This window comes from Escherichia sp. WS1265, assembly GCF_046487585.1.
Taxonomy (GTDB): Bacteria; Pseudomonadota; Gammaproteobacteria; order Enterobacterales; family Enterobacteriaceae; genus Escherichia; species Escherichia coli.
In genome coordinates, this window is record NZ_JBJQJE010000007.1 from 84,707 (window position 1) to 97,498 (window position 12,792).

Consider the following 12,792-nt stretch of genomic DNA (forward strand, 5'->3'; position numbering starts at 1 on the left):
AGACGGGTAACGCGGGAGATTTTTCATGCATAACCAGGCTCCAATTCAACGTAGAAAATCAACACGTATTTACGTTGGGAATGTGCCGATTGGCGATGGTGCTCCCATCGCCGTACAGTCCATGACCAATACGCGCACGACAGATGTCGAAGCAACGGTCAATCAAATCAAGGCGCTGGAACGCGTTGGCGCTGATATCGTTCGTGTCTCAGTACCGACGATGGACGCGGCAGAAGCGTTCAAACTCATCAAACAGCAGGTTAACGTGCCGCTGGTGGCTGACATCCATTTCGACTATCGCATTGCGCTGAAAGTAGCGGAATACGGCGTCGATTGTCTGCGTATTAACCCTGGCAATATCGGTAATGAAGAGCGTATTCGCATGGTGGTTGACTGTGCGCGCGATAAAAACATTCCGATCCGTATTGGCGTTAACGCCGGATCGCTGGAAAAAGATCTGCAAGAAAAGTATGGCGAACCGACGCCGCAGGCGTTGCTGGAATCCGCCATGCGTCATGTTGATCATCTCGATCGCCTGAACTTCGATCAGTTCAAAGTCAGCGTGAAAGCGTCAGACGTATTCCTCGCTGTTGAGTCTTATCGTTTGCTGGCAAAACAGATCGATCAGCCGCTGCATCTGGGGATCACCGAAGCGGGTGGTGCGCGCAGCGGGGCGGTTAAATCCTCCATTGGTTTAGGTCTGCTGCTGTCTGAAGGCATCGGCGACACGCTGCGCGTATCGCTGGCGGCTGATCCGGTCGAAGAGATCAAAGTCGGTTTCGATATTTTGAAATCGCTGCGTATCCGTTCGCGCGGGATCAACTTCATCGCCTGTCCAACCTGTTCGCGTCAGGAGTTTGATGTTATCGGTACGGTTAACGCGCTGGAGCAACGCCTGGAAGATATCATCACTCCGATGGACGTTTCGATTATCGGCTGTGTGGTGAATGGCCCAGGTGAGGCGCTGGTTTCTACACTCGGCGTCACCGGCGGTAACAAGAAAAGCGGCCTCTATGAAGATGGCGTGCGCAAAGACCGTCTGGACAACAACGATATGATCGACCAGCTGGAAGCGCGCATTCGTGCGAAAGCCAGTCAGCTGGACGAAGCGCGTCGAATTGACGTTCAGCAGGTTGAAAAATAATAACGTGATGGGAAGCGCCTCGCTTCCCGTGTATGATTGAACCCGCATGGCTCCCGAAACATTGAGGGAAGCGTTGAGGGTTCATTTTTATATTCAGAAAGAGAATAAACGTGGCAAAAAACATTCAAGCCATTCGCGGCATGAACGATTACCTGCCTGGCGAAACGGCCATCTGGCAGCGCATTGAAGGCACACTGAAAAACGTGCTCGGCAGCTACGGTTACAGTGAAATCCGCTTGCCGATTGTAGAGCAGACCCCGCTATTCAAACGTGCGATTGGTGAAGTCACCGACGTGGTTGAAAAAGAGATGTACACCTTTGAGGATCGCAATGGCGACAGCCTGACTCTGCGCCCTGAAGGGACGGCGGGCTGTGTACGCGCCGGCATCGAGCATGGTCTTCTGTACAATCAGGAACAGCGTCTGTGGTATATCGGGCCGATGTTCCGTCACGAGCGTCCGCAGAAAGGGCGTTATCGTCAGTTCCATCAGTTGGGCTGCGAAGTTTTCGGTCTGCAAGGTCCGGATATCGACGCTGAACTGATTATGCTCACCGCCCGCTGGTGGCGCGCGCTGGGTATCTCCGAGCACGTAACTCTTGAGCTGAACTCTATCGGTTCGCTGGAAGCACGAGCCAATTACCGCGATGCGCTGGTGGCATTCCTTGAGCAGCATAAAGAAAAGCTGGACGAAGACTGCAAACGCCGCATGTACACTAACCCGCTGCGCGTGCTGGATTCAAAAAATCCGGAAGTGCAGGCGCTTCTCAACGACGCTCCGGCATTAGGCGATTATCTGGACGAGGAATCTCGTGAGCATTTTGCCGGTCTGTGCAAACTGCTGGAGAGCGCGGGGATCGCTTACACCGTAAACCAGCGTCTGGTGCGTGGTCTGGATTACTATAACCGTACCGTTTTCGAGTGGGTGACTAACAGTCTCGGCTCCCAGGGCACCGTGTGTGCAGGCGGTCGTTATGACGGTCTGGTGGAACAACTGGGCGGTCGTGCAACACCGGCTGTCGGTTTTGCGATGGGCCTCGAACGTCTTGTATTGTTAGTACAGGCTGTTAATCCGGAATTTAAAGCCGATCCTGTTGTCGATATATACCTGGTGGCTTCAGGTGCTGATACACAATCTGCGGCTATGGCATTAGCTGAGCGTCTGCGTGATGAATTACCGGGCGTGAAATTGATGACCAACCACGGCGGCGGCAACTTTAAGAAACAGTTTGCCCGTGCTGATAAATGGGGTGCCCGCGTTGCTGTGGTGCTGGGTGAGTCTGAAGTGGCTAACGGCACAGCAGTAGTGAAGGATTTGCGCTCTGGTGAGCAAACAGCAGTTGCGCAGGATAGCGTAGCCGCGCATTTGCGCACGTTACTGGGTTAAGGAAGGAGAAGGACAGCGTGGAAATTTACGAGAACGAAAACGACCAGGTAGAAGCGGTTAAACGCTTTTTTGCTGAAAATGGCAAAGCACTGGCTGTTGGGGTGATTTTGGGCGTTGGCGCACTAATTGGCTGGCGCTACTGGAACAGCCATCAGGTTGATTCTGCACGCTCCGCTTCTCTTGCCTATCAAAATGCGGTTACCGCAGTGAGCGAAGGCAAACCGGATAGCATCCCGGCGGCGGAAAAATTTGCTGCTGAAAATAAAAATACTTATGGTGCGCTGGCTTCTTTGGAACTTGCGCAGCAATTTGTTGACAAAAATGAACTAGAGAAAGCTGCCGCCCAGTTACAACAGGGGCTGGCAGACACGAGCGATGAAAATCTCAAAGCCGTGATAAATCTGCGTCTTGCTCGCGTTCAGGTTCAGCTCAAGCAGGCTGATGCCGCGCTGAAAACCCTTGATACCATCAAAGGTGAAGGGTGGGCTGCCATTGTTGCCGACCTGCGTGGTGAAGCATTGCTGAGCAAAGGTGATAAGCAAGGTGCGCGTAGTGCATGGGAAGCAGGCGTGAAAAGCGATGTTACCTCGGCACTGAGCGAAATGATGCAGATGAAAATTAATAATTTGTCCATCTGAGAGGGACCCGATGCAATTGCGTAAATTACTGCTGCCAGGACTGCTTTCCGTTACCCTTTTAAGCGGCTGTTCGCTGTTTAACAGCGAAGAAGATGTGGTAAAGATGTCCCCATTGCCGACCGTTGAAAACCAGTTTACGCCGACCACGGCGTGGAGTACTTCCGTTGGTAGCGGCATTGGCAACTTCTATTCCAATCTTCATCCGGCACTGGCGGACAACGTTGTCTATGCAGCGGACCGCGCTGGTTTAGTAAAAGCGCTGAATGCGGATGATGGCAAAGAAATCTGGTCTGTCAGCCTGGCCGAGAAAGATGGCTGGTTCTCTAAAGAGCCTGCATTACTTTCTGGCGGCGTGACCGTGTCTGGCGGGCATGTCTACATTGGCAGTGAAAAGGCGCAGGTTTACGCGCTGAATACCAGCGATGGTACTGTGGCATGGCAAACTAAAGTCGCGGGTGAAGCTCTTTCTCGCCCGGTGGTCAGCGACGGTCTGGTGTTAATCCACACCAGTAACGGTCAGTTACAAGCGCTGAACGAAGCTGACGGCGCTGTCAAATGGACAGTTAACCTCGATATGCCTTCGCTCTCTTTGCGTGGCGAGTCTGCGCCGGCAACGGCTTTTGGTGCGGCTGTCGTGGGTGGCGATAATGGTCGCGTCAGCGCAGTGCTGATGGAACAGGGCCAGATGATTTGGCAGCAGCGTATTTCCCAGGCGACCGGTTCTACCGAAATTGACCGTCTGAGCGATGTTGACACGACTCCCGTCGTTGTTAACGGCGTTGTTTTCGCGCTGGCCTATAATGGTAACCTGACGGCGCTTGATCTGCGCAGTGGTCAGATTATGTGGAAACGCGAACTGGGTTCGGTGAATGATTTCATCGTCGACGGCAATCGCATCTATCTGGTCGATCAAAATGACCGGGTGATGGCGTTGACCATTGATGGCGGCGTTACGCTGTGGACACAAAGCGATCTGTTGCATCGCCTGCTGACTTCTCCGGTGCTGTATAATGGCAACCTGGTGGTAGGTGACAGTGAAGGTTATCTGCACTGGATTAACGTCGAAGATGGTCGTTTCGTTGCCCAGCAAAAAGTTGATAGTTCCGGTTTCCAGACTGAACCGGTTGCCGCTGACGGCAAACTGCTGATCCAGGCAAAAGACGGAACCGTGTACTCTATTACACGTTAATCGTCTCTGTCGTTCACTTTGAAAACGGCTCCTGGACAGGGGCCGTTTTCCTGTTTTTAACAACGACACGAATATAGCGTGCGTTGTCTGATGATTTATAAAAATGAGGCTTTAAACATGGTACCTGTGGTCGCGCTTGTCGGGCGCCCTAACGTAGGAAAATCCACGTTATTTAACCGTCTAACTCGCACCCGAGATGCGCTGGTTGCGGATTTCCCGGGTCTGACTCGTGACCGTAAGTACGGTCGTGCAGAAATTGAAGGCCGTGAGTTTATCTGCATTGATACCGGCGGGATTGATGGCACAGAAGACGGTGTAGAAACCCGCATGGCGGAACAGTCGCTGCTGGCGATTGAAGAAGCGGACGTCGTACTGTTTATGGTGGATGCGCGCGCGGGCCTGATGCCGGCGGATGAAGCGATTGCTAAACATCTGCGCTCCCGTGAAAAACCGACCTTCCTGGTGGCAAACAAAACTGACGGTCTGGATCCCGATCAGGCAGTGGTTGATTTCTACTCGCTTGGTTTAGGGGAAATCTACCCGATCGCCGCGTCTCACGGTCGTGGCGTATTAAGTCTGCTGGAGCACGTGCTGCTGCCGTGGATGGAAGATCTCGCACCGCAAGAAGAAGTCGACGAAGATGCTGAATACTGGGCGCAATTTGAAGCAGAAGAAAACGGCGAAGAAGAAGAGGAAGATGACTTCGACCCGCAAAGTCTGCCGATCAAACTGGCGATTGTGGGTCGTCCGAACGTAGGTAAGTCTACACTCACTAACCGTATTCTTGGTGAAGAGCGCGTTGTTGTTTACGACATGCCTGGCACGACGCGTGACAGTATCTACATTCCAATGGAGCGCGATGGACGTGAGTATGTGCTCATTGACACCGCAGGCGTACGTAAACGCGGCAAAATCACCGATGCTGTAGAGAAATTCTCGGTAATCAAAACGTTGCAGGCCATTGAAGATGCCAACGTGGTGATGTTGGTGATTGATGCGCGCGAAGGTATTTCCGATCAGGATCTCTCCCTGCTGGGCTTTATTCTCAATAGTGGGCGCTCACTTGTCATTGTGGTGAATAAGTGGGATGGCCTGAGCCAGGAAGTGAAAGAGCAGGTGAAAGAAACGCTGGACTTCCGTCTGGGCTTTATCGATTTTGCTCGTGTGCATTTTATCTCAGCCTTGCACGGCAGTGGTGTTGGTAACCTGTTTGAATCAGTACGTGAAGCGTATGACAGCTCCACCCGTCGTGTGGGGACCTCTATGCTGACGCGCATCATGACGATGGCTGTTGAAGATCACCAACCGCCGCTGGTACGCGGTCGTCGTGTGAAGCTGAAATATGCCCACGCCGGTGGTTATAACCCGCCGATTGTGGTGATTCACGGTAACCAGGTGAAAGACCTGCCTGATTCCTACAAGCGTTACCTGATGAACTACTTCCGCAAATCGCTGGACGTAATGGGATCGCCGATTCGTATTCAGTTCAAAGAAGGGGAAAACCCGTATGCGAACAAGCGTAATACCCTGACGCCAACCCAGATGCGCAAGCGTAAGCGCCTGATGAAGCATATCAAGAAAAATAAATAATTATCCGTAAGTATTTTATCTGCCATTCCCTCTATAAATGTAGAGGGAATGGCTACCGGAGGAATTCATATGGAACTGCATTGTCCACAATGTCAGCATGTGCTTGATCAGGATAACGGCCATGCGCGTTGCCCATCCTGCGGGGAATTTATTGAAATGAAAGCCCTTTGTCCAGACTGCCATCAACCGTTGCAGGTGTTAAAAGCCTGCGGTGCAGTAGATTACTTCTGTCAGCACGGGCATGGCTTGATATCGAAAAAACGCGTTGAATTCGTGCTGGCTTAATGAACCTTTTTACGCGATTTTTTTACCGGCTGGATGTTTTTTACTTCACTTTCTATCCAGCCGTCTTCCAGACGTGTGGTTAGCATTTCACCCGCTTTAACTTGCTTCACTTTTTTCAGTACATTGCCGTCAGTAGCAGTAGTAACGCTATAACCACGCGCCAGCGTCGAAAGCGGGCTAACTGCTTCCAGGTGCGTTACTGCATTACCAAACCGTTCTCGCGTTGCGCTCAGTTGCGCGCGCAACGTTTCTGCCAGGCGATATTCCAGTTGTTGAATTCGCGTCTGTGCGCGGTGAATACGCGGCTGCGGATTTTGCTGGTTTAGCCTCTGTGTTAATCGCTGCTGCTGTTGCCCGGCACGCTTAAGCTGATTTTCCAGCGCAAAGCTCATCCGTTTTTGCAGGCGTTCAAGCATGGTTTGCTGGCGTGCCAGCCGGAGCTGTGGATGCTGTTGCTGCAAGCGATGATGGATCTGCGTAAAACGACGCGTGCGGTTGGCGAGATAATAATCCATCGCCATCTCCAGCCGTTGACGGGCCGATTGCACCTGGCGCAGTAACTCTTGCTGATTGCGGCTCACTACTTCAGCGGCGGCCGAGGGCGTTGGCGCACGCAAATCAGCGACAAAATCGGCAATCGTCACATCGGTTTCATGCCCGACGGCACTCACTACCGGAATGCGGCTGGCAAAAATCGCCCGCGCTACGCGTTCGTCGTTAAAACTCCATAAATCTTCCAGCGAACCGCCGCCGCGCCCGACGATTAACACGTCGCACTCGTTTCGCTGATTCGCCAGCTCAATGGCGCGAACAATTTGCCCCGGCGCGTCATCGCCCTGAACGGCGGTGGGGTAGATGATCACCGGCAGAGAAGGATCGCGACGTTTTAACACATGCAAAATATCATGTAGCGCAGCACCGGTTTTTGAAGTGATCACACCGACGCAATGCGCAGGGGAAGGAAGTGGTTTTTTGTATTGCTGATCGAACAGACCTTCAGCCTGTAATTTCGCTTTAAGCTGTTCGTACTTTTGTTGCAGCAACCCTTCACCGGCAGGCTGCATACTTTCGACGATTATTTGGTAGTCACCGCGCGGCTCGTAGAGCGTAATATTGGCGCGAACTAAAACCTGTTGCCCATGCTGTGGGCGAAAGGTCACCCGTCGATTGCTGTTACGGAACATCGCACAGCGCACCTGCGCGGTATCGTCTTTAAGCGTAAAGTACCAGTGACCGGAAGCCGGTTGTGTGAAATTAGAAATTTCGCCGCTGATCCACACCTGTCCCATCTCATGCTCAAGCAGCAGACGAACCGTTTGATTCAGGCGACTAACGGTAAAAATTGCAGAGGATTGAGAAGGTAACATGTGAGCGAGATCAAATTCTAAATCAGCAGGTTATTCAGTCGATAGTAACCCGCCCTCCGGGGATAGCAAGCATTTTTTGCAAAAAGGGGTAGATGCAATCGGTTACGCTCTGTATAATGCCGCGGCAATATTTATTAACCACTCTGGTCGAGATATTGCCCATGCTACGTATCGCTAAAGAAGCTCTGACGTTTGACGACGTTCTCCTCGTTCCTGCTCATTCTACCGTTCTGCCGAATACTGCTGACCTCAGCACCCAGCTGACGAAAACTATTCGTCTGAATATCCCTATGCTTTCCGCAGCAATGGATACCGTAACGGAAGCGCGCCTGGCTATTGCTCTGGCTCAGGAAGGCGGTATCGGCTTTATCCACAAAAACATGTCCATTGAACGCCAGGCAGAAGAAGTTCGCCGTGTGAAAAAACACGAATCTGGGGTGGTAACTGACCCGCAGACTGTTTTGCCAACCACGACGCTGCGCGAAGTGAAAGAACTGACTGAACGTAACGGCTTTGCGGGTTACCCGGTCGTTACCGAAGAAAACGAACTGGTCGGCATCATCACCGGTCGTGACGTGCGTTTTGTGACCGATCTGAATCAACCGGTTAGCGTTTACATGACGCCGAAAGAGCGTCTGGTAACTGTGCGTGAAGGCGAAGCCCGTGAAGTGGTGCTGGCAAAAATGCACGAAAAACGCGTTGAAAAGGCGCTGGTGGTTGATGACGAATTCCACCTGATCGGCATGATCACTGTGAAAGACTTCCAGAAAGCGGAACGTAAACCGAACGCCTGTAAAGACGAGCAAGGCCGTCTGCGTGTTGGTGCAGCGGTTGGCGCTGGCGCTGGTAACGAAGAGCGTGTCGACGCGCTGGTTGCCGCAGGCGTTGACGTTCTGCTGATCGACTCCTCTCACGGTCACTCTGAAGGCGTTCTGCAGCGTATCCGTGAAACTCGTGCTAAATATCCGGATCTGCAAATCATCGGCGGCAACGTGGCAACAGCTGCGGGGGCACGCGCTCTGGCAGAAGCTGGTTGCAGCGCGGTTAAAGTCGGTATCGGCCCTGGCTCTATCTGTACGACTCGTATCGTGACTGGCGTAGGTGTTCCGCAGATCACCGCCGTTGCTGATGCAGTAGAAGCCCTGGAAGGCACCGGTATTCCGGTTATCGCTGACGGCGGTATCCGTTTCTCAGGCGATATCGCCAAAGCTATCGCCGCAGGTGCAAGCGCGGTAATGGTGGGTTCCATGCTGGCGGGTACTGAAGAATCTCCGGGTGAAATTGAACTCTACCAGGGCCGTTCTTACAAATCTTACCGTGGTATGGGTTCCCTGGGCGCGATGTCCAAAGGTTCTTCTGACCGTTACTTCCAGAGCGACAACGCTGCCGACAAACTGGTGCCGGAAGGTATCGAAGGTCGCGTGGCCTATAAAGGTCGCCTGAAAGAGATCATTCACCAGCAGATGGGCGGCCTGCGCTCCTGTATGGGCCTGACCGGCTGTGGTACTATCGACGAACTGCGTACTAAAGCGGAGTTTGTACGTATCAGCGGTGCGGGCATTCAGGAAAGCCACGTTCACGACGTGACCATTACTAAAGAGTCCCCGAACTACCGTCTGGGCTCCTGATTCTCTTCGCCCGACTTCATGTCGGGCGATTTATATTATCTGTTTCACTTGCCTCGGAATAAGCGTCAATGACGGAAAACATTCATAAGCATCGCATCCTCATTCTGGACTTCGGTTCTCAGTACACTCAACTGGTTGCGCGCCGCGTGCGTGAACTGGGTGTTTACTGCGAACTGTGGGCGTGGGATGTGACAGAAGCACAAATTCGTGACTTCAACCCAAGCGGCATTATTCTTTCCGGCGGCCCGGAAAGCACCACCGAAGAAAACAGCCCGCGTGCGCCGCAGTATGTTTTTGAAGCAGGCGTACCGGTATTCGGCGTTTGCTATGGCATGCAGACCATGGCAATGCAGTTGGGCGGTCACGTTGAAGCCTCTAACGAACGTGAATTTGGCTACGCGCAGGTTGAAGTCGTAAACGACAGCGCACTGGTTCGCGGTATCGAAGATGCGCTGACCGCAGACGGTAAACCGCTGCTCGATGTCTGGATGAGCCACGGCGATAAAGTTACCGCTATCCCGTCCGACTTCGTCACCGTAGCCAGCACCGAAAGCTGCCCGTTTGCCATTATGGCTAACGAAGAAAAACGCTTCTATGGCGTACAGTTCCACCCGGAAGTGACTCACACCCGCCAGGGTATGCGCATGCTGGAGCGTTTTGTGCGTGATATCTGCCAGTGTGAAGCCCTGTGGACGCCGGCGAAAATTATCGACGACGCCGTAGCTCGCATCCGCGAGCAGGTGGGCGACGATAAAGTCATCCTCGGCCTTTCTGGTGGCGTGGATTCCTCCGTAACTGCAATGCTGCTGCACCGCGCTATCGGTAAAAACCTGACTTGCGTATTCGTCGACAACGGCCTGCTGCGTCTCAACGAAGCAGAGCAGGTTCTGGATATGTTTGGCGATCACTTTGGTCTGAACATTGTTCACGTTCCGGCAGAAGCTCGCTTCCTGTCAGCGTTGGCCGGCGAAAACGATCCGGAAGCAAAACGTAAAATCATCGGGCGCGTTTTCGTTGAAGTATTCGATGAAGAAGCACTGAAACTGGAAGACGTGAAGTGGCTGGCGCAGGGCACTATCTACCCTGACGTTATTGAATCTGCCGCATCTGCAACCGGTAAAGCACACGTCATCAAATCTCACCACAACGTGGGCGGCCTGCCGAAAGAGATGAAGATGGGGCTGGTTGAACCGCTGAAAGAGCTGTTCAAAGACGAAGTGCGTAAGATTGGTCTGGAGCTGGGCCTGCCGTACGACATGCTGTACCGTCACCCGTTCCCGGGACCAGGCCTCGGCGTTCGTGTACTGGGCGAAGTGAAGAAAGAGTACTGCGACCTGCTGCGCCGTGCTGACGCCATCTTCATTGAAGAACTGCGTAAAGCGGACCTGTACGACAAAGTCAGCCAGGCATTCACCGTCTTCCTGCCGGTACGTTCCGTTGGCGTAATGGGCGATGGTCGTAAGTATGACTGGGTTGTCTCTCTGCGTGCTGTCGAAACCATCGACTTTATGACCGCACACTGGGCGCATCTGCCGTACGATTTCCTCGGTCGCGTATCCAACCGCATTATCAATGAAGTGAACGGTATTTCCCGCGTGGTGTATGACATCAGCGGCAAGCCGCCAGCTACCATTGAGTGGGAGTGATTTTGATCCCTGCACTATGAATGAACAAAACCCTCTGTTACTACAGAGGGTTTTTTATCTTCAAGAATTATAGGCTTGAAGTTACTTACATCGATTAATTAAACCAGCTGTCCGATTTGTTCTCTTCTGCTTTGCCCACGCTTTTCATCAGATCGCGACCGCCTTCAGTCATATTTCTGTTTGCGTCAGCTTCAGATTGCACCACATCGGTTTGCGCAGCTTTGTGCTTCAGTTCCTGATCGATAAATTCGTTTTCTCGCTTAACGCGGGCTTCTGCTTTCGCCAGCGCCAGTTTTTGTTTCTGAATCTCTAAGCTGCGTAGCTCATCTTCATAACTTTGATCGCGTTTTTTGTCCGCAGAGGCTTCGGCGTCCAGTTTATCCTGACGAGCTTTCTTATTTGCCGCTGCCGTTGCCGCTCTTTTGTTAGCGGCGGCCTGGGCGTTTGCGCGACGTTGCTTCTCTTGCTGGATTTCCCTGTTGCGCTCCGCGACCCATTCGTCATGCTGCCTTTGCTCTTCATTTTTACCTTGCTGTTCCGCTTCTGCGACAGCAGAGAGTTGATCCTGCAATGATGAGGCGATAGCCGGATAGCTTAAGGAGGCTAAGATGGCGCAAAGAAAAACTTTCTTCATGACTCCTCCTGATCATTAGCTCTTTTCAGGACATTTGGTATTTGGCTGAATACGCGTTTCGTTATACGTCGTGGTAATAACAACGGCTAAACCTGTCGTAAACTGGCACTCTTTACCCACCTGGGTGGAGGTATACACTTTGGTGCCTTCCTTATACGTTAGAGAAACACCTTCCACTAAGGTTTTATCATTCACCATAGAACCCGCTGCCGCGCCAACAGCTCCGCCGCCAACTGCACCTGCCGTCGTTCCGGAATTGCTGCCAGACCCGACGTTGTGGCCAATAACACCGCCAGCGACTGCACCAATAAGCGCGCCGAAGGCTTGTGCGTTTCGTTTATTTTGGGAGTTGTCTACGGCAACTTTTGCGGGAAGAATGGAAATAATATTAACGGTTTTAGTTTCTTGTTTGGTATTCAGTTGATCGGTTTGATAAACATCGGCGGCATGATCATCAGCATTTGACTGGCATCCTGCCAGAGTGAATGACGCTAACATTGCCACAGGCAGAAGACATTTTTTAAATTTCATCACTATTCCTTGTTATACACATTACGAAAAATAAGACATTTAAGATCATCAAAAGAGGAAGGTAAATGTATTGCGTATAAAGGAATAGATTAAATTTATTAAAATTCATGTGGAAAATAATTTATAAAAATACATCATTAAAACATATGTATTAATTTTATATTTATTTCGCAGCCAAACAGGATAAACATCAGTCAGGACAAAGACGTAAAATTTAAGATGAAAGAATATCTGCCGCTTTGATAATCCCAAAGAGCAAAAGCATCCGACAGCGAGGTGCCGTTATGTTCTGTAAAAGTGGAGAAGGTAACCGCTAACGTTGTACCGGTGATTCGACGGAGAGTGTGGATTGCTGAGCTTCTTTTTTGCTCTGATGGTGCTGCCATGCACCGACGGACGAGTAGATAAAACGGCCAAAGAAGAAGATAAAGCTGATGAGCAGTACGATACGGGTCATGCGACTGTTAAATCGGTGTCGTTTTCGCATACTGGTTGCCTGACTCACAAAAGGTTCCTTGAAGTATGTCCCACGCCGTGGACGGTACTTACATTAAGGCACAACAGGACAAAATGGTCAATTCTTCGTTATGTAAAAAAGCGTCAGTGGATACATATTTTAATGTTATGGAAGTTAATTTAATTATTTACAATGATGATGTAATAATGATGAATTAACATGATAAACGTAATAATTCATTAATCAGGGTTATTTTGTTTGATATATATCAATTGGAACTTTCATATGACACTTAGAA

General features: G+C 51.4%; 13 protein-coding genes. 9 read left to right on the top strand and 4 right to left on the bottom strand.

Translation table 11 applies throughout. From position 1 onward, the window contains the following. Window positions 1–25: 25 nt before the first annotated feature. From ispG to ACJHX3_RS09150, 6 genes are all read left to right on the top strand, one after another. A complete protein-coding gene (gene ispG / locus ACJHX3_RS09125) occupies window positions 26–1,144 on the top strand; it encodes a flavodoxin-dependent (E)-4-hydroxy-3-methylbut-2-enyl-diphosphate synthase (RefSeq protein ID WP_000551810.1) in 1,119 nt (372 codons plus the stop codon). Window positions 1,145–1,254: 110 nt separating this feature from the next. Then, window positions 1,255–2,529: a histidine--tRNA ligase gene (hisS, locus tag ACJHX3_RS09130; protein WP_001107167.1), complete on the top strand. Its 1,275-nt coding sequence runs from the start codon at window positions 1,255–1,257 to the stop codon at window positions 2,527–2,529. Between the two features lie 17 nt (window positions 2,530–2,546). Then, window positions 2,547–3,167, top strand: a complete 621-nt coding sequence (gene yfgM / locus ACJHX3_RS09135) for an ancillary SecYEG translocon subunit YfgM (protein ID WP_094321836.1) — start codon at window positions 2,547–2,549, stop codon at window positions 3,165–3,167. A gap of 10 nt (window positions 3,168–3,177) precedes the next feature. Further along, window positions 3,178–4,356, top strand: coding sequence for an outer membrane protein assembly factor BamB (bamB, locus tag ACJHX3_RS09140; RefSeq protein WP_001177048.1), 1,179 nt, complete (start codon window positions 3,178–3,180; stop codon window positions 4,354–4,356). Between the two features lie 117 nt (window positions 4,357–4,473). Continuing rightward, window positions 4,474–5,946, top strand: a complete 1,473-nt coding sequence (gene der, locus ACJHX3_RS09145; RefSeq protein ID WP_000249410.1) for a ribosome biogenesis GTPase Der — start codon at window positions 4,474–4,476, stop codon at window positions 5,944–5,946. Window positions 5,947–6,015: 69 nt separating this feature from the next. Next, window positions 6,016–6,231: a zinc ribbon domain-containing protein gene (locus ACJHX3_RS09150; protein WP_001295478.1), complete on the top strand. Its 216-nt coding sequence runs from the start codon at window positions 6,016–6,018 to the stop codon at window positions 6,229–6,231. On the opposite strand, the gene xseA is transcribed toward ACJHX3_RS09150, so the two are convergent. After that, window positions 6,228–7,598: an exodeoxyribonuclease VII large subunit gene (gene xseA, locus ACJHX3_RS09155; RefSeq protein ID WP_024216651.1), complete on the bottom strand. Its 1,371-nt coding sequence runs from the start codon at window positions 7,596–7,598 to the stop codon at window positions 6,228–6,230. The genes ACJHX3_RS09150 and xseA overlap by 4 nt on opposite strands. A gap of 161 nt (window positions 7,599–7,759) precedes the next feature. Here xseA and guaB point away from each other — a divergent pair, with 161 nt between their 5' ends. Both guaB and guaA read left to right on the top strand, forming a co-directional pair. After that, complete coding sequence (guaB, locus tag ACJHX3_RS09160) at window positions 7,760–9,226, top strand: IMP dehydrogenase (protein ID WP_001299507.1); 1,467 nt, start codon at window positions 7,760–7,762, stop codon at window positions 9,224–9,226. A 68-nt stretch (window positions 9,227–9,294) separates the two neighbouring features. Beyond that, the gene (gene guaA, locus ACJHX3_RS09165) at window positions 9,295–10,872 is read left to right on the top strand and encodes a glutamine-hydrolyzing GMP synthase (protein ID WP_000138279.1); all 1,578 of its coding nucleotides are present in this window, start codon (window positions 9,295–9,297) and stop codon (window positions 10,870–10,872) included. A gap of 94 nt (window positions 10,873–10,966) precedes the next feature. On the opposite strand, the gene ACJHX3_RS09170 is transcribed toward guaA, so the two are convergent. From ACJHX3_RS09170 to ACJHX3_RS09180, 3 genes are all read right to left on the bottom strand, one after another. Next, the gene (locus ACJHX3_RS09170; RefSeq protein WP_094308053.1) at window positions 10,967–11,506 is read right to left on the bottom strand and encodes a DUF5384 family protein; all 540 of its coding nucleotides are present in this window, start codon (window positions 11,504–11,506) and stop codon (window positions 10,967–10,969) included. A 15-nt stretch (window positions 11,507–11,521) separates the two neighbouring features. Further along, window positions 11,522–12,040 (bottom strand): glycine zipper 2TM domain-containing protein, encoded by a 519-nt coding sequence (locus ACJHX3_RS09175; RefSeq protein WP_001295476.1) that lies wholly within the window; start codon window positions 12,038–12,040, stop codon window positions 11,522–11,524. 310 nt (window positions 12,041–12,350) lie between these two features. Continuing rightward, a complete protein-coding gene (locus tag ACJHX3_RS09180; protein ID WP_000076001.1) occupies window positions 12,351–12,542 on the bottom strand; it encodes a YfgG family protein in 192 nt (63 codons plus the stop codon). 17 nt (window positions 12,543–12,559) lie between these two features. On the opposite strand from ACJHX3_RS09180, the gene ACJHX3_RS09185 reads away from it, so the two are divergent. Next, window positions 12,560–12,712 carry a hypothetical protein gene (locus tag ACJHX3_RS09185; RefSeq protein WP_000017552.1) on the top strand — a complete coding sequence of 51 codons (153 nt, stop codon included), beginning with the start codon at window positions 12,560–12,562 and terminating at the stop codon, window positions 12,710–12,712. Window positions 12,713–12,792: the final 80 nt, after the last annotated feature.